This is a genomic window from Micromonospora sp. NPDC049175, from assembly GCF_043197345.1.
Classification (GTDB): domain Bacteria; phylum Actinomycetota; class Actinomycetes; order Mycobacteriales; family Micromonosporaceae; genus Micromonospora.
In genome coordinates, this window is the sequence record NZ_JBICSY010000002.1 from 127,722 (window position 1) to 142,748 (window position 15,027).

Genomic DNA, 15,027 nt, shown 5'->3' on the forward strand with positions numbered 1-15,027 from the left:
GCGACCAGGTCCGTGACCGGCGGAAGGATGGCCGATGTCCGACGAGCTTCCGATCCCGCGACAGGGCGACCGGTCCGAAGGGCCGGCCGTGATCGAGTGGGGTGCTGTCGACCCGGCTCCACGCCGCCGTTTCGGCTGGTCCCTGGCCGGTCTCGCCGGGGACCCTCGGCTGCCTCTGCTGCTCGCCGGACTGGGCGCGGTGGCAGGTGTCGCCTCGCTCGTCGGCGAGTGGCTGGTGATGAGCCTGCCGAACGGCGGGCCCGAGGGTGAGGCCACGATCGAGGTGCCGGCCGGGGTGTCCGAGGTCGGTGGCTTCGGGGTCGGCTACCTGGTCGGGCTCCTCGGTCTCGTCTGCACCGTGGCGCTGGCCCTGCGGGGCACGGCAGCCGTTCGACCGAACGCCCGGCTCGCCGGTCTCACCCTCGCCGGCGCCCTGCTGGCGCTGCTGGTCGCCGCCACGGCCACCCTCGACGACCCCGGTCAGCGCAACTTCTTCTACTCGCCCCAGGACGGCTTCCGGGCCGAGTACGGCCGCGGCGTGGTGATGGCGTTCGCCGCCTGTGTGCTGTTCGCGGCTGCCCTGCGGCTGGCGCCCACCGCACCACCGGGCGCGTTCGCCGGGCCACCGGACGGTGACCCGTCCGACGACGCGCCAACATCGCGACCCTGGCGCCGCCGCCTCCGCAACCCCGACCCACTCGACGACGGCCCACCCGCCCCAGCCGACCTGACGGTCACCCCCGCCGCCCCCTTCGCCCGCCCCGACACCCAGCCCTGACCCGCGCACCCGCGCACCCGCTCGCTGCGCCGATCTTGCACTTTCTGTCCCGACATCAGGTGCATCCCACGCATAACGGCGACGGAAAGTGCAAGATCGCGGGAGGGGGGTTTGTTCGCGTCCGATTCGTCTGGAAGCCATGGATGCGACCCGTTCCGCGAGGTACGGTTGCTGCCCGCCGTGACGCCAGGGTCCCCTCACCAGAAGGGGACAGCAGGCGCGACGGCGGTGGGCGAAGGAGGAACCATGACCCGCCCGGGACTGCCCAAGCTGATCGCCACCGACCTCGACGGGACGCTGGTCCGCAGCGATGACACCGTCTCCGCGTACACCCATGGGGTGCTCGACCGGGTGCGGGCCGCCGGAATTCCGGTGGTCGGCGCGACCGGTCGCGGCCCTCGGCTGACCGAGTTGACCCGCAACGACATCCGGGCCGCCGACTTCCTGGTGCTGGCCGGTGGTGGCCGGGTGGTCGACCAGAGCGACCCGGCCGGCCCCGTGGTGCTCCGCGACGAGCGGCTGCCCGCCGAGGTGCTGGCCCGGCTGCTCGCCGACCTGGAGGCCGAGGTCGGCCCACTGACCGTGATGGTCGAGGCGTCCGACGAGCACGACGCCCCGCTCTGGGGTGACTACCACGAGAGCTGGCCCTACCAGGACCGGTTCGAGGCACGCAGCCGCGCGGAGTGCCTCTCCTGCGACGTGATCAAGGCGTTCGCCCGGACCGCCGACCACCACGTGGACGAACTGCTCGCGGTGGCCCGCCGGATCATCTCGCCGCAGGTCGCCACGCTCACCCAGGCCGGGCTCGGCTTCATCGAGATCTGCCCGCCGGGCGTGGACAAGGCCACCGGGCTGATGGTGGTGGCGCAGAGCCTCGGGGTGGACCCGGCCGATGTCCTGGTCTTCGGTGACATGCCCAACGACCTGCCGATGTTCGAGTGGGCCGGCTGGTCCCGGGTGGCGGTGGCCAACGCGCACCCCGCCCTGCGTGCCGCCGCCGACGAGGTGACCCTGCGCAACGACGACGACGGTGTGGCGGTGTATCTGGACCGGCTACTGTCCCGGTGATGGGAGAGACGCCTCGCCTGATCGCCACCGACATCGACGGCACGCTGATCCGCGACGACCACACAGTCAGCGCACGTACCGCCGACGTGCTCGCGCGGATCTCCGCGCGAGGCACGCCGGTCGTCCTGGTCACCGGCCGTCCGGTCCGCTGGCTCAAGATGGTGTACGACCAACTGGCCGAGCCGTTGCCGGCCGTCTGCGCCAACGGCGCGGTGGTCTACGACCCGTTCTCCGACGAGGTGCTGCGGGCCGATCCGCTCGCGCCGCACCACCTGGCCGAGGTGGCCCGGAGGCTACGGGCCGAGGTGCCCGACATCAGCTTCGCGGTGGAGATCCTGGACAGCCGGGAGATGCGGCACGAGGCGCACTACCCGCTGCGGTGGGACGTCGACCCCGTGGGCATCCGACCGATCGAGACGCCCGAGGAGTTGCTCTCGGTGCCGGCGGTGAAGCTGCTCGCTCGGGCCGGCGAGCAGGACCCGGACACCTTCGTCGAGTTGATCGCCGCGGCGGTGGCGGGGCTGGCGGAGGCCACGCACTCGTCGTCCTCCGGTCTGGTGGAGATCTCCGCGGCCGGGGTGACCAAGGCGGCCGGGCTGGCCTGGTACTGCGACCGGCTCGGGGTACGCGCCGCGGACGTGCTGGCCTTCGGTGACATGCCGAACGACGTGCCGATGTTGAGTTGGGCCGGCCGGGGCGTGGCGGTGGCCAACGCGCACCGCGCCGTCCTCGCGGTCGCCGACGAGGTGACGACGGCGAACACCGAGGACGGCGTGGCGGCGTACCTGGAGAAGGTTTTCGGGGTGGACTGAGCCGGTTACAGGTACTGGCCGGTGTTGTGGCCCTCGCCGCCGCCCGGCTGGCCGATGCCCGACACCCCGGGGACGATTCCGCCGGGGCCGCTGGGCAGCGCCTGCCGGCCGCCGCGCATCTGCTCCAGTTGGACCCGGGCGGCCATCTGCTGGGCCACCAGGGCCGCCTGGATGCCGTGGAACAGGCCCTCCAGCCAACCGACGAGCTGGGCGTGCGCGATCCGCAACTCGCCCTCGCTGGGGGCCTTGTCCTCGGCGAAGGGCAGCGAGATGCGCTCCAACTCGTCGCGCAGCTCGGGGGCGAGGCCCTCCTTGAGCTCGACGATCGACCGCTCGTGGATCTCCCGCATCCGGTTGCGGCTCGCGTCGTCGAGAGGTGCGGCTTTCACCTCCTCCAGCAACTGCTTGATCATGCTGCCGATCCGCATCACCTTGGCCGGCTGTTCGACCAGGCGGGTCGGGTCCTCACCCTGGCCCTCGTCGGTCTGCATCGTCCCGATCGGCCGGCCGTCCGGACCGACCACCACAACAGTGCCGGGGTGGCCGGAGTCGTCGGTGCCCGGCTCGTCGTCGTGTCCAGCTGAGCGCGCTTCGGTCATGGGGTCCATCTTTACCCAGCGGACGGCACCCGTGGCACCCGGGACCGGCTACCGGGCCCGATACACCCGCGCGGGCGCGCTACCGTCGCCCCATGCCTGCCGACCCGCGTGCCGTGTTGACCCGGCCCGCAGCGGAGCCCGACCTCACCCTGGCGTACGGCGACCACCCGGACCAGGTGGCCGACCTGCGGTGCCCGGCGGGAGCTGGCCCGGCGCGGCCGCTCGTCGTCGTCCTGCACGGCGGTTTCTGGCGGGTCGAGTACGACCGGCGGCACACCGACCCGATGGCTGCCGCACTCGCCGCCGGTGGCTACCCGGTGGCCCAGCTCGAATACCGGCGGACCGGGCAGCCGGGAGGTGGTTGGCCGGGCACGTTCACCGACGTGCTGAACGGGGTGACCGAGCTGCCCGCGCTGGCCGCCGAGGCCCTGCCCGGCCGGGTGACCGGGGCCGCGCCGATCCTGGTCGGGCACTCCGCAGGCGGCCACCTGGCGCTCTACGTGGCGGCGACCGCCGCGGCGACGGTGGGTGGGGTGCTGGCCCTGGCCCCGGTGGCCGACCTGGGTGAGGCGTACCGGCGGGACCTGGACTCGGGTGCGGTCGCCGCGTTGCTCGGTGGCGGCCCGGCCGAGGTGCCCGACCGGTACGCGGTGGCGGATCCACGATTGTTGGTACCCACGCGGACACGGACGGTAGTTTTGCACGGCTCGGAGGATCAGCAGGTTCCGGTGGAGATGAGCCGGGAGTTCGTCGCGGAAGCGACCGCCGCAGGATCCGATATCTCCCTTCTTGAACTGCCCGAATGCGAGCATTTCGGGCTCATCGATCCGGAGTCCACGGCGTGGCCTCAGGTCCTTGCCTCGTTGCGGTCCCTGCACGTTGATCACTAGCCATTGACGCAGCGTCGCGGACCAGGTAGAACGCCGGAGGGGCGGTGTTCAGCCCTGCAACGCTCCTTGGAAGGAACTCGGTGTCACAGATGAATCGCAGGCGCGCGCTCCAACTGTTGGCCGCGCTCGGTACCACCGGGTTCGTCGCGGGGTGCGCCTCCGACACCGACGCCCAGCCGACCGTCAACCGCGGCCCGGTCAAGATCGGGCTGATCACGCCGAAGGCCGGCGGTCTCAAGAGCATCGGTGACGACATCACCAACGGCTTCCAGCTCTTCCTCGACCTGCACGACAAGCGGCTGGGCGGCCACCCGGTGGAGCTGCTGACCGCCGACGAGGGCGACACCCCGAAGACCGGCAAGGCCGCCGTCGACGGGCTGCTCAAGCAGGGCGTGCTGGCGCTCACCGGGGTGGTCAACTCGGCGGTGATGGTCGGCATCCGGGACACCGTCGAGCAGGCCAAGGTCCCGCTGATCGGCTCCAACGCCTCGCCGAGCAGCCTGCAGAGCGTCTTCTACATCTGGCGGACGTCGTACGTGCTGGACGAGGCCGGTCGGGCGCTGGGCCGCTACCTGCGCGACCAACTGCCGTCCAACGGTCGCGTCGCGATCATCATGCCGGAGAACGTCGGCAGCCCGGACGTGGTGCGTGGCTTCCGGCAGGAGTTCGGCGCGACCGACCCGCGGATCAGCGACCCGGTCACCTACACCAGCGCCAACCCCAACCCCGGCAAGACCACCTTCGCCTCCGACATCAGCAGGGCGTTGGCCAAGGAGCCCACCGCGGTCTTCTGCTTCTTCGCCGGCGCGGCCGCTGTCGAGTTCATCAAGCAGTTGCGGGAGAAGTTCAGCGGGCCGGTCTACGCGCCCGGTTTCCTCACCGAGGGCAACGTGCTGGAGAACCTCAAGGAGAACGCGCTGGGCATCCAGACCGCGCTCAACTACTCGGCCGACCTGAACAACACGTCGAACCGGGTCTTCGCCTCGGCCTACCGCAAGAAGTACCAGGTCACGCCCACCACGTACGCGATGGCGTCGTACGACGCGGCGCAGGTGCTCGACCAGGCGATCCAGCTGACCGGCGGCTCGCCCAGCCCACAGCAGGTCAACCTGGCGCTCGGCAAGATCGGCCAGATCGACAGCCCGCGCGGCATCTGGCAGTTCAACCAGCCACGCACGCCCCAGCAGAAGTGGTATCTGCGCGAGGTGCAGCGTGACGGTCAGGTCATGTCGAACGTGCTGATCAACGAGCTGGCCACGCTCGGCTGACGCCCACCCGCGGCACGATTCGGGGCCGGTCTCCCACTGGGAGGCCGGCCCCGACGCACGTGCGGATCAGTGCCGCAGCTCGGCGATGCAGCACTTCACACTGCCGCCGCCCTTCTTCAGCTCGGCCAGCTCGACCGGGACCGGGGTGTAACCGGCGGCCTTGAGCTTGCCGGCCAGCCGGGTGGCCTCGCTGTTGAGCACCACGTTCGCGCCGTCGCTGACCAGGTTCAGCCCGAAGGCCAACGCGTCGGCGTCGTCGGCGATCACCGCGTCCGGGAAGAGGTGGGTGAGCACCCGCTGGCTCGCCGCGGAGAACGCGCCCGGGAAGTAGATGACGTTCGAGTCGTCGAGGGCCGCCAGCGCCACGTCCAGGTGGTAGAAGCGGGGGTCGACCAGCCGCAGCGACACCACCGGGCGGCCCAGCGCCTCCTGCGCCTCGGCGTGCGCCGGAAGCTCGGTGCGGAAGCCGTGCCCGGCGAGGATGAGGCCGCCGTGCGCCTCCGGCACGTACGCGAAGTCACCCTCGCCCTCGTTGGTCTCGCTCGGCGACACGAACCGCCAACCCTGTGACTCGTAGAAGGCGTGGTGGACCGCGGCCTCGGCGGCCCGCTGCTCGTGCTTGAACCGGGCGCCGTACACGCTGCCGTCCACGACGAAGGCGCCGTTGGCGGCGTAGACCATGTCCGGCAGGCCCTGCTCGGGCGTGAGCACGTGCACCTCGTGGCCGAGGCCGACAAGCGTCTCGCGCAGCCGGTCCCACTGTTTGACGGCCAGGTCCCGGTCCACCGGGGTGGCCACGTCCATCCACGGGTTGATCGCGTACTCGACCGCGAAGTGCTCGGGCGAGCACATGAGATATGTCCGCTTTCGCGAGACTCGCTGCTGGTTCACGGTCACCAACAGTAGGTACCGTGGAACTTTGGTAACAGCCACAACCGTTGCTTCCCAGAGGCGGAACGTTGCAGATAGACGCGGTAGACCAGCGGATCATTGCGTTGCTCGTCGCCGACGCCCGTGCGTCGTACGCCGACATCGGCACCCGGGTGTCACTCTCCGCCCCGGCCGTCAAGCGTCGCGTCGACCGGCTGCGCGCCACGGGCGTGATCAGGGGATTCACGGCCGTCGTTGATCCCGCCGCTGTCGGCTGGACCACCGAGGCGTTCGTCGAGCTGTTCTGCGCCGGCCGGACCACCCCCGCCCAGATCGGCGTGGCCGCCCGGCGGCACCCGGAGGTGGTCGGGGCGTACACCGTCTCCGGGGAGGCGGACGCGCTCGTGCACCTGCGGGCCGCCGACATCGCCCACCTGGAGGCAGCGCTGGAACGGTTGCGGGCGGAGTCCTTCGTGACCTCCACCCGCAGCACCATCGTGCTGTCCCGCCTGGTCGAGTCCCCCGGCGTCGGCCCGTCCTCCCGCACCGCTTGACCTCAACCCTGGTTGAGGAGATGAAGTGGTCGGAGCGTGGGCACGCCGCCCACCGCAGCCGAGGGAGACGTGATGCGTGCGGTCTGGTTACGTGAGTTCGGCGGGCCCGAGGTGCTGGTGCCCGGCACCGCGACCGACCCGACACCCGGCCCCGGTCAGGTGCTGATCGACGTCGCGCACGCGAACATCACATTCGTCGAGACGCAGCAGCGCGCCGGCCGCCCCGGGCCGTTCCAGGTCACTCCGCCCCTGATCCCCGGCAACGGCGTGGGCGGGGTGATCGCCGCCCTCGGCCCGGACGTCGACCCGGCACTGCTCGGGCGGCGGGTGGTCAGCGCGACCGGCGGCTCCGGCGGATACGCCGAACGCGCGGCGGTCGACGCCACCGCGCCGATCGAGGTGCCCGCCGAGCTGGCCCTGGACGAGGCGGTGGCACTGCTGGCCGACGGGCGTACCGCCACCATGCTTGTCGAGGCGGTCGGCATCCGCCCCGGTGACCGGGTGCTGGTGGAAGCGGCCGCGGGCGGCGTGGGCAGCCTGTTGGTGCGGCTCGCGGCCCAGGCCGGTGCACGGGTGATCGGCGTCGCCGGTGGGCCGCGCAAGGTGGACCTGCTACCCGGCCTGGGTGCCGACCTGGCCGTCGACTACCTCCAGCCAGACTGGGCCGACCGCGTTCGGGCCCCACTGGGCGGCGTCGACGTGGTGTTCGACGGGGTCGGCGGCGCGGTGGCCCGAGCGGCCTTCGACCTGCTGGACCCGGGCGGTCGCATGGTCAGCTTCGGCCTGGCGAGCGGGGAGTGGTCCCCGGTGTCGGCGGAGGCCGCCACGGCACGGCAGGTCACCCTGGTACGGCCGGACACGTCACCCGCACAACTACTGGCGTACACCCGGCAGGCCCTGGCCGGCGGCGCGGCCGGCCGCCTACGCCCGCTCATCGGCCAGCGATTCCCGCTGGAACGCGCCGCCGACGCGCACGCCGCCATCGAGGCGCGCGCAACGGTCGGCAAGACTCTGCTGGACGTCGCCTAGAGATACATGCCGGTGCGGTGCTCCGAGTCGTCGCGCCGAACCGGCTTGTCGCCCTCGCCGAAGAACCGCTTGCCGCCGAACTCGCCGTGCAGCCGGTCGTCCAACTCGTCGGCGAGACCGGTCATCACCTGCACCGCAAGCATCAGGTGGGTGGCCTGGAAGTTGCGACCGAAGACCGGGATGGACGCCCAGACCGTGTCGTCGGCGCAGTAGAGGCGGCCGATCGGCATCCGGTTGGTCAACTCGGAGAGCTTGACGTAGAGCCGCTCGGTCGGCTCCACCTCGGTAAGCACCGGGGAGAACACGTCCACAAGCGGCGGATTGTCGCGTACCCGTACGAAGACCATCGCCGAGCCGGCCCGGATGTTGATGTCGCCGTCCGAGTCGACCTGCAACCGGTCGGTGTCCGACTTCAGCATCGTGGAGACCACGGTCCGGACCCGATCAGCCAGGTCGAGCACGTCGTCCCGCTCGGCCTGCGCGGAGGCCGCCTCGGCCAGCGCCTCCTCCAGGTCGCCCTCGACGTCGGCGTCCGGGCCGAACTCGCTGCGCGCCGTGCCCAACGGGTCCACGGCCAGCGGCTCACCCTCGGCGTCCTGCACCAGGTAGACGAGGAACGCCGGGTGCGGGGCGCCGTAGACGTCCCGCAGCGTCCGGGAGAGCAACGCCGCGACCCGTGTCGACTCGCTCGTCTCGCCGTCCAGCCCGAAGAAGCCAACGGAACCGGCGACCACCCCGGGCGGCGACCAGCCGAGCGCGACCATGTCCGCCACCGCGCTGCGGTCCAGCCGGTAGCCCGCCGGCAGCGTGGCGTTTCCGACCGCCCGCGCGGACAGCCCGCCGCCGTCGCGCACATCCACGCTCACCGAGTAGACGGCGTCCCCGGTGCCGGAGGCGGTCGGGTCCAGGGTCACCTCCAGGTGCGCGCCGACGGGAAGCTCCCGCAGCCGCACGGCGAGCGCGCGGGCGAACTCCTGCCAGGCCTCGGTCACCTTCGCCCGCAGGTCGGTCGTGCTGGGTTCGTCGAGCAGGATCGATTCCGCCGGCTCAGTCGTAGCGCCGGGCAGGTCACCGAGCGGCGCCGAGGGGTGGTCAGCCGTCATGATCGCCTCCGTCCGTCCCGATCACCCTACCCACGCCGCCCTCGGGCCTCGTCAGCCCGGACCGGGATCGGACAGGGGCAGTCAGGGGGCCGTCGGGTCCGCCGGGTCCGCGCCCAGCTCGACGGGCCAGGCACCGGCCAGGGCGCTGAGCCGGGCCGCGGCGTCCGCCGGGTCGGCACCCCGGCCGACCGCCAGCCCCAGCAGGTACGCGGTGACCGGCGCGCCCGGCCGCAGCACCTGGTGGGCGACGTCGCGGGCCACATCAAGCACCGCCTGCACGGGCACCCCGGTCGGGTCCAGATCCAGCTCGGCGCACGCGGCCGTCACCCAGTCGTCCATCACCGTCATCGCGCCCACTCCTCCGCCCGGCGTACGTCCTCGTCAGTGTCGCAGTCGAACCAGGGCGGCGGGCCGTCGCCGGACCAGGGCACCTCACGCACGACGAGCCCGGCCAGCAGCGCCCGGACCGGGGCTCCGGACAGGCTGCCGCCCCGCTCGCCGGTCAGGCGGTCCAGCCCGGCCCGCAGCGCCGCGACCCGCCAGACACCGCAGAGCGACTGTCGCCGCCCGTCCCCGTCGACGAAGCACGCCCCGTCGGCGTTTTCGCCGGCGAGGTGGGCCAGCAGGTCGCCGATCGCGGAGCGGGTGAGCAGCGGCAGGTCGGCGGCGAGCAACGCGACCAGGACGATGTCGGTCTCCAACAACGCCAGGCCGGCAGCGGCGGCGGCGACCGGGCCTCCGCCCGGCGGATCCTCCCGGACGACCCGCACACCCGCCGGCACGGAGTCGGCCGCACCGACAAGCACGCGCGGCCTCGCGTCGCCGACAGCGGCCAGCACCCGGTCACGCATCGGCCGCCCGCCAACGGAAAGCGCGGGCTTGTCCACCCCGCCCATCCGTCGAGCGGCCCCACCCGCGAGCACCACAGCGGCGTACGTCCCCACCCGACCACCGTAACCGTGCCCCCGCCCCCGGCCCCCGGCCCGCCCCCGACCCGCCCCCGCCCCCGGCCCCCGGCCCCCGACCCCTCGCCTCGGTGATCATGAGGTTGTCGTTCGACACGCCGACGACACGCGCGGACAACTCCATGATCAACGCGCAGGGATGCGGCGCGCCGGGTATCAGCGCGCGGGGGTTGGGGTGGGGTGGAGGATGGCGGGATGGGACGGGCTACTGATCGGCGGGGCGTACTTCGGATCGACCTGGACGCGGCGACAGTCGGGCGCGGGTCCATCCGTCGACCGGACACGCTCGCGGTGGAGGAACCGCTGGAGATCCGGGTCGGCGCGGCCGGCCCGGGCCGGCGAAAGCCCCTGGCCGTCACTATGCGTACCCCCGGTGACGACCTCGACCTGGCCATCGGGTTCCTGCTGACCGAGGGGCTGATCCGGTCGACCGACGACGTGTTGACCGCGCAGCTCTGCGCTGGCGCGGAGACACCCAACACGTACAACGTGGTGGACGTGACGCTCGCCCCCGGCGTGCCGGAACCGACGACCGACCCGTCCCGCAACTTCTACACGACAAGTTCCTGCGGCGTCTGCGGCAAGGCCAGCATCGACGCGGTCCGCACCCGGTCCCTGTTCCCGGTCGCCGACGATCCGCTCAGCGTGCCCGCCGCGCTCCTCGCCGACCTGCCCGACCGACTGCGCGCCGCCCAGCGTGGCTTCGACCGGACCGGTGGGCTGCACGCGGCGGGCCTCTTCACCCCCGGCGGAGAGCTGGTGGTGCTGCGGGAGGACGTGGGCCGGCACAACGCGGTGGACAAGGTGATCGGCTGGGCGGTGCGCGAACGTCGGCTGCCACTGGCCGGGCACCTGCTGCTGGTCTCCGGCCGGGCCAGCTTCGAGCTGACCCAGAAGGCGTGGATGGCGGGGCTACCGCTGCTGGCCGCGGTGTCCGCACCGAGCACGCTCGCCGCCGAGCTGGCGGACGAGGCGGGGATGACACTCGTCGGTTTCCTGCGGGGCCGGACCATGAACGTCTACACCGGGCCGCACCGGATCACACTGGAACAGTCGGCCTGACGCTCAGCGACCGACCAGGTCGAACAGGGCCAGCCGCGCGGCGGCGTCGCGGGCGATCAGGAAGCCGGCGATGCCGAGGATCCAGCCCAACGCACCGCCCGCCTTCGCGACGATCCAGGCGTTGAGGCGGGCCAACACCGGCTCGACAAACGCCGGGCGGGCCACCCTCGCAGCCAGCAACACCACCGCCGGCAGCACCATGACCAGGCAATATCCGGCAAGCAGCGCCACCACGGCCACTGCGCCCACACCCGAGGTCGCCAACAGACCAACCGCGCCGAGGTACGGCAGCATCGTCGCCACCTCGGCGAGCGCGGCCAGCAACGCCAGCCCGACCAGCCAGCGAGCCGAGGAGTCGCCGGCGGTGGCCCGGTCCCGCCACCGCAACACACCACCGGTGCGGGGCCGCCGTTTGCCGTCGTAACGGAAGCTGAGCGCCAGCATCGCGACACCCAGCACGAGTTGCGCCCAGAGGACCGCCCGGTTGTCCAGAGCACCGCCCAGCGCATCACCCAACCTGCTGCCACCCCACACCAGCAGCAGCCCCACCGCGAGATAGAACGCCGCGATGGTGGCGAGGTAGCCCAGGATCCGCCGCGCGTTGACCGGCCCGGGGGCGAGCAGCAGCCAGACCGGGATGAAGAGGGTGCCGATGCTGGTGCTGTCCACCAACGCCAGCCCGGCCAACGAGAGCAGCAGTTCGGGGGTCACTCGATCATTGTCGGCTGGCGTACGCCCCGCCGAGTCGGCCGCGATCAGGAGAAACGCGTACATCGTTCGACGGAGTCGCACGTGCGGGACCGCCCCGGTCGGGTTTGCTGATATCGGGGTGTCCCGGCAGCGAGGACACCCCGCCTTCCAGGAAGCCGAGTCGGTCGCTCGTCAGCGGCGGCCACGTCGCCTCCGCTTGCGCGGACGGATGACCCCTGGCATCCCGGCCGACGGCCACCCGTCCAGCTCGGACGGGGGCACACCGCGCCGGAGCATGTCGTCCAGCAGCACGGCGAGCGCGTAGTCAGGGTGCAGGCTCAGCGTGCGCTCCAGCGCGACCGCCGCCAACGCCCCCTGCCCCGCACGCCAGGCCGCGAACGCCAGCAGCGCGCCCGGCGCGGCGGCAAACTTCGGCTCGGCCCGGCGCAGCACGTCGGTCCACATGGCGATGTCCCGATCCCGACCGTCGGTGCGTTCCCAGGCGTGATCGCGGATCGGCAGGTGGAGCATCAGCACGCTCAACCAGGCCACCTCGTCGTCGTCGAGCCGCTCCCCGCGGCGCTGCCGACGCTGGGCCTCGCGGACCGCCACGACCCCGGCGGAGCACATCGTCCGGTTGCCCAGCAGGTCGCTCGAGGGCGCCTGCTCAAGCAACTCGGCCAGGCGCGACTCGGCGCGGGCGGTGGCCGCTCGCACCGCGTCCCGGGCCGACCCGTCCACGGGTGCCACCTGCGCCACGAGGGCCGCCCGGTCGGGGAGCGCGACCTGGCCCGCGAAGACCGCCGAGGCGGTCACCGGGTTGGCGGACGGGTCGTAGCGCCGGCCCTCGGGTGGGCAGCAGTCGGGCTCGGTGCAGAGGTAGGACCACCACCGGCCCTCGGTCACCCGCAGCGCGTCGAGCACCTCCAGCCCGGCGGCGAGCAGTGCGGCACGTACCGCGTCCACGGCCGGCGTCACCCGATCGGGTGGCCCGTAGCCGACCACGGTGGCCGCCTCCGCGCCCTGCCGGCGGATCACCCCGGCCAGGTGCCGGGCCCGCTCCACGGGATCAGCCGACGGATCGGGCAGGTCCGCCCGGGCGGCGAAGATGATCTGCCGCCCGAGCAACGCCACCGCGACCACGCTGTCGGCGGGATGGAAGCCGAGCAGGTACGGCACAGCGGCGATCAGGTCGGCGGGCGAGCGGACGGCGAGCTGGGGGCGTTCGGTCGAGGCCATGTCGGAAGCCTGCGGCGGGTCCGCCCGGCCCAACAGGCCCTGTGGACGACACGCGGTTTATCCACAGTTACTTACCGTGTTTTCGCTGCTCAACCATTTCTCCGAGTGCCGAAAGAGACCCGATGTCATCGGCCGGCACCGTGGCGTCACAGGGAGCGGTTACCGTGCGCTGATGGACCTGGCGTACCTGCGCGCACATCCGGCACACCTGCCGACCTTCCGGACCCACCAGCGGATCCGGGAGACGCCGGTCGCCGGTGGGCACATCTGCGCCGCCGCCCGGCTCACCCTCGACGACGGCCACTCCGTCTTCGCCAAATCCTGGCCCGAGGACGCCGACCGACCCGCGCCGGAGGGTTTCTTCGCCGCCGAGGCGGCCGGGCTGCGCTGGCTGCGGGAGGCCGGGGCGATCGCCGTACCCGAGGTGATCGTGGCGTTGCCGGACCTGCTGGCGCTCGACTGGGTGGAGCCCGGCGAGCCGACGCCGGAGGCCGCGGAACGCTTCGGCCGGGAGTTGGCCGACCTGCACCGGGCGGGCTCACCCGCCTTCGGTGCGACCTGGCCAGGGTTCATCGGGTCGCTCCCCCAGGACAACACCCCCACCGACGGGCCCTGGTCGACGTGGTTCGCCGAGCGACGTCTCGTCCCCTACCTGCGACGCTCGGTCGACGGTGGCGCGCTGACCAGCGCCGACGCCACGGTCGTCGAGCAGGTGATCGGTCGGCTCGACGGGCTCGGCGGCGACGAGCCACCGGCGCGCATCCACGGCGACCTGTGGCCGGGCAACGTGCTCTGGGGCGCCGCGGACCGGGCCTGGCTGATCGACCCGGCGGCGCACGGCGGGCACCGGGAAACGGATCTGGCCCAGCTCGCCCTCTTCGGCGGGATCCCCCACCTGGACCGGATGCTGGCCGCCTACCGGGAGAGGTGGCCGCTGCCGGACGGCTGGCGCGACCGGGTGCCACTGCACCAACTGCATCTGCTGCTCGTGCACACCGCGCTCTTCGGCGGCGGCTACCGAGACGCGGTCCTCCAGGCTGCCCGCGCCGTCCCGGCCCGGGTCGAACGCGCTACGGTCGACAGGTGAGCGCCACCCCGGGGACCGATGGCGTCCTCGTCGACAGGTACGACCGCGTCGCCCGGGACCTGCGCGTGTCCCTCACCGACAAGTGCAACCTGCGCTGCACCTACTGCATGCCGGCGGAAGGGCTGCCCTGGTTGGCGGGCCCCGAGCTGTTGACCGACGCGGAGATCGTCCGGCTGGTCCGGGTGGCCGTCGAGCGGCTCGGTGTGACCGAGGTGCGGTTCACCGGCGGTGAGCCGCTGATCCGGCCCGGCCTGGTGGGCATCGTGACCGCCGTGGCCGCGTTGCGGCCCCGACCCCGGGTCTCGCTGACCACAAACGGCATCGGGCTCGACCGGCTGGCCCCGGCGCTGCGCACGGCCGGCCTGGACCGGGTGAACGTCTCACTTGACACTCTGGACGCGGACCGGTTCACCCGACTCACCCGCCGTCCCCGCCTCGACGCGGTGCTGGCCGGGCTCGCCGGGGCGGCCGCCGCCGGGCTCAATCCCGTGAAGATCAATTCTGTGCTGATGCGCGGTGTCAACGAGGACGAGGCGCCCGCCCTGCTCCGCTTCGCCGTCGATCACGACTACCAGTTGCGGATCATCGAGCAGATGCCGTTGGACGCCCAGCACGGCTGGAACCGCGACACCATGGTCACCGCCGAGGAGATCCTGACCTCCCTGCGTACCGTCTTCGATCTCAGCCCCGACCCGGCCGAGCGCGGGGCGGCGCCGGCGGAGACCTGGCTCGTCGACGGAGGCCCCGCCCGGGTTGGCGTGATCGCCAGCGTCACCCGGCCGTTCTGCGGAGACTGCGACCGCACCCGGCTCACCGCGGACGGCCAGGTCCGCGCCTGCCTCTTCGCCACCGAGGAGTCCGACCTGCGCGCGGCGCTGCGCGCCGGCGCGGACGACGACGAGTTGGCCCGACGCTGGCGCACCGCGATGTGGGGCAAACGCGCCGGGCACGGCATCGACGACCCGACCTTCCTCCAGCCGACCCGGCCGATGTCCGCGATCGGGGGTTGAGGC

17 protein-coding genes are annotated in these 15,027 nt (G+C 72.5%); 10 read left to right on the forward strand and 7 right to left on the reverse strand.

All coding sequences use genetic code 11. The features are described 5' to 3' along the window. Positions 1–34: 34 nt before the first annotated feature. From ACGFH8_RS07425 to ACGFH8_RS07435, 3 genes are all read left to right on the forward strand, one after another. Entirely contained in the window at positions 35–778 is a 744-nt protein-coding gene (locus ACGFH8_RS07425; protein WP_393364889.1) for a hypothetical protein, read from the forward strand. A 246-nt stretch (positions 779–1,024) separates the two neighbouring features. Continuing rightward, positions 1,025–1,846 (forward strand): HAD family hydrolase, encoded by an 822-nt coding sequence (locus ACGFH8_RS07430; protein ID WP_393364891.1) that lies wholly within the window; start codon positions 1,025–1,027, stop codon positions 1,844–1,846. Continuing rightward, the gene (locus tag ACGFH8_RS07435; RefSeq protein ID WP_393364894.1) at positions 1,846–2,658 is read left to right on the forward strand and encodes an HAD family hydrolase; all 813 of its coding nucleotides are present in this window, start codon (positions 1,846–1,848) and stop codon (positions 2,656–2,658) included. The genes ACGFH8_RS07430 and ACGFH8_RS07435 overlap by 1 nt, the downstream gene beginning before the upstream one ends. A gap of 5 nt (positions 2,659–2,663) precedes the next feature. Here ACGFH8_RS07435 and ACGFH8_RS07440 read toward each other — a convergent pair whose 3' ends face one another. Continuing rightward, on the reverse strand, positions 2,664–3,266 hold the full coding sequence (locus ACGFH8_RS07440) for a bacterial proteasome activator family protein (RefSeq protein ID WP_393364897.1): 603 nt from the start codon (positions 3,264–3,266) through the stop codon (positions 2,664–2,666). Positions 3,267–3,349: 83 nt separating this feature from the next. On the opposite strand from ACGFH8_RS07440, the gene ACGFH8_RS07445 reads away from it, so the two are divergent. Continuing rightward, entirely contained in the window at positions 3,350–4,147 is a 798-nt protein-coding gene (locus ACGFH8_RS07445; protein WP_393364900.1) for an alpha/beta hydrolase family protein, read from the forward strand. A gap of 80 nt (positions 4,148–4,227) precedes the next feature. After that, positions 4,228–5,415: an ABC transporter substrate-binding protein gene (locus tag ACGFH8_RS07450; protein WP_393364903.1), complete on the forward strand. Its 1,188-nt coding sequence runs from the start codon at positions 4,228–4,230 to the stop codon at positions 5,413–5,415. Between the two features lie 66 nt (positions 5,416–5,481). Here ACGFH8_RS07450 and ddaH read toward each other — a convergent pair whose 3' ends face one another. Continuing rightward, entirely contained in the window at positions 5,482–6,315 is an 834-nt protein-coding gene (gene ddaH, locus ACGFH8_RS07455; protein WP_393364906.1) for a dimethylargininase, read from the reverse strand. Between the two features lie 59 nt (positions 6,316–6,374). On the opposite strand from ddaH, the gene ACGFH8_RS07460 reads away from it, so the two are divergent. Both ACGFH8_RS07460 and ACGFH8_RS07465 read left to right on the forward strand, forming a co-directional pair. Next, positions 6,375–6,839 carry an Lrp/AsnC family transcriptional regulator gene (locus ACGFH8_RS07460; protein ID WP_393364909.1) on the forward strand — a complete coding sequence of 155 codons (465 nt, stop codon included), beginning with the start codon at positions 6,375–6,377 and terminating at the stop codon, positions 6,837–6,839. 72 nt (positions 6,840–6,911) lie between these two features. After that, on the forward strand, positions 6,912–7,868 hold the full coding sequence (locus ACGFH8_RS07465) for a zinc-binding dehydrogenase (RefSeq protein ID WP_393364912.1): 957 nt from the start codon (positions 6,912–6,914) through the stop codon (positions 7,866–7,868). Here ACGFH8_RS07465 and ACGFH8_RS07470 read toward each other — a convergent pair. The 3 genes from ACGFH8_RS07470 to ACGFH8_RS07480 all read right to left on the reverse strand — a co-directional run bounded on the left by ACGFH8_RS07470 (position 7,865) and on the right by ACGFH8_RS07480 (position 9,915). Continuing rightward, positions 7,865–8,971, reverse strand: coding sequence for a hypothetical protein (locus ACGFH8_RS07470; protein ID WP_393364915.1), 1,107 nt, complete (start codon positions 8,969–8,971; stop codon positions 7,865–7,867). The genes ACGFH8_RS07465 and ACGFH8_RS07470 overlap by 4 nt on opposite strands. 81 nt (positions 8,972–9,052) lie before the next feature. Further along, positions 9,053–9,319 carry a DUF6457 domain-containing protein gene (locus ACGFH8_RS07475; protein WP_393364918.1) on the reverse strand — a complete coding sequence of 89 codons (267 nt, stop codon included), beginning with the start codon at positions 9,317–9,319 and terminating at the stop codon, positions 9,053–9,055. Next, on the reverse strand, positions 9,316–9,915 hold the full coding sequence (locus ACGFH8_RS07480; RefSeq protein WP_393364921.1) for a molybdenum cofactor guanylyltransferase: 600 nt from the start codon (positions 9,913–9,915) through the stop codon (positions 9,316–9,318). The genes ACGFH8_RS07475 and ACGFH8_RS07480 overlap by 4 nt, the downstream gene beginning before the upstream one ends. A gap of 216 nt (positions 9,916–10,131) precedes the next feature. On the opposite strand from ACGFH8_RS07480, the gene fdhD reads away from it, so the two are divergent. Further along, entirely contained in the window at positions 10,132–10,998 is an 867-nt protein-coding gene (fdhD, locus tag ACGFH8_RS07485; RefSeq protein WP_393364924.1) for a formate dehydrogenase accessory sulfurtransferase FdhD, read from the forward strand. A gap of 3 nt (positions 10,999–11,001) precedes the next feature. On the opposite strand, the gene ACGFH8_RS07490 is transcribed toward fdhD, so the two are convergent. Together ACGFH8_RS07490 and ACGFH8_RS07495 are read right to left on the reverse strand one after the other, a co-directional pair. Next, positions 11,002–11,709 carry a GAP family protein gene (locus ACGFH8_RS07490; RefSeq protein WP_393364927.1) on the reverse strand — a complete coding sequence of 236 codons (708 nt, stop codon included), beginning with the start codon at positions 11,707–11,709 and terminating at the stop codon, positions 11,002–11,004. 171 nt (positions 11,710–11,880) lie between these two features. Further along, complete coding sequence (locus ACGFH8_RS07495) at positions 11,881–12,927, reverse strand: DUF4192 domain-containing protein (protein ID WP_393364930.1); 1,047 nt, start codon at positions 12,925–12,927, stop codon at positions 11,881–11,883. Positions 12,928–13,099: 172 nt separating this feature from the next. Between ACGFH8_RS07495 and ACGFH8_RS07500 the strand changes: the two genes are divergently transcribed. Together ACGFH8_RS07500 and moaA are read left to right on the forward strand one after the other, a co-directional pair. Next, the gene (locus tag ACGFH8_RS07500) at positions 13,100–14,014 is read left to right on the forward strand and encodes a fructosamine kinase family protein (RefSeq protein WP_393364933.1); all 915 of its coding nucleotides are present in this window, start codon (positions 13,100–13,102) and stop codon (positions 14,012–14,014) included. After that, entirely contained in the window at positions 14,011–15,024 is a 1,014-nt protein-coding gene (gene moaA / locus ACGFH8_RS07505) for a GTP 3',8-cyclase MoaA (RefSeq protein ID WP_393364936.1), read from the forward strand. The genes ACGFH8_RS07500 and moaA overlap by 4 nt, the downstream gene beginning before the upstream one ends. Positions 15,025–15,027: the final 3 nt, after the last annotated feature.

Coding starts and splice junctions, on each gene's coding strand:
- fdhD (WP_393364924.1), top strand. CDS start 10,132: ATGGGACGGGCTACTGATCGGCGGGGCGTACTTCGGATCGACCTGGAC.
- ACGFH8_RS07445 (WP_393364900.1), top strand. CDS start 3,350: ATGCCTGCCGACCCGCGTGCCGTGTTGACCCGGCCCGCAGCGGAGCCC.
- ACGFH8_RS07435 (WP_393364894.1), top strand. CDS start 1,846: ATGGGAGAGACGCCTCGCCTGATCGCCACCGACATCGACGGCACGCTG.
- ACGFH8_RS07465 (WP_393364912.1), top strand. CDS start 6,912: ATGCGTGCGGTCTGGTTACGTGAGTTCGGCGGGCCCGAGGTGCTGGTG.
- ACGFH8_RS07470 (WP_393364915.1), bottom strand. CDS start 8,971: ATGACGGCTGACCACCCCTCGGCGCCGCTCGGTGACCTGCCCGGCGCT.
- ACGFH8_RS07440 (WP_393364897.1), bottom strand. CDS start 3,266: ATGGACCCCATGACCGAAGCGCGCTCAGCTGGACACGACGACGAGCCG.
- ACGFH8_RS07495 (WP_393364930.1), bottom strand. CDS start 12,927: ATGGCCTCGACCGAACGCCCCCAGCTCGCCGTCCGCTCGCCCGCCGAC.
- ACGFH8_RS07475 (WP_393364918.1), bottom strand. CDS start 9,319: ATGACGGTGATGGACGACTGGGTGACGGCCGCGTGCGCCGAGCTGGAT.
- ACGFH8_RS07430 (WP_393364891.1), top strand. CDS start 1,025: ATGACCCGCCCGGGACTGCCCAAGCTGATCGCCACCGACCTCGACGGG.
- ACGFH8_RS07425 (WP_393364889.1), top strand. CDS start 35: ATGTCCGACGAGCTTCCGATCCCGCGACAGGGCGACCGGTCCGAAGGG.
- ACGFH8_RS07500 (WP_393364933.1), top strand. CDS start 13,100: ATGGACCTGGCGTACCTGCGCGCACATCCGGCACACCTGCCGACCTTC.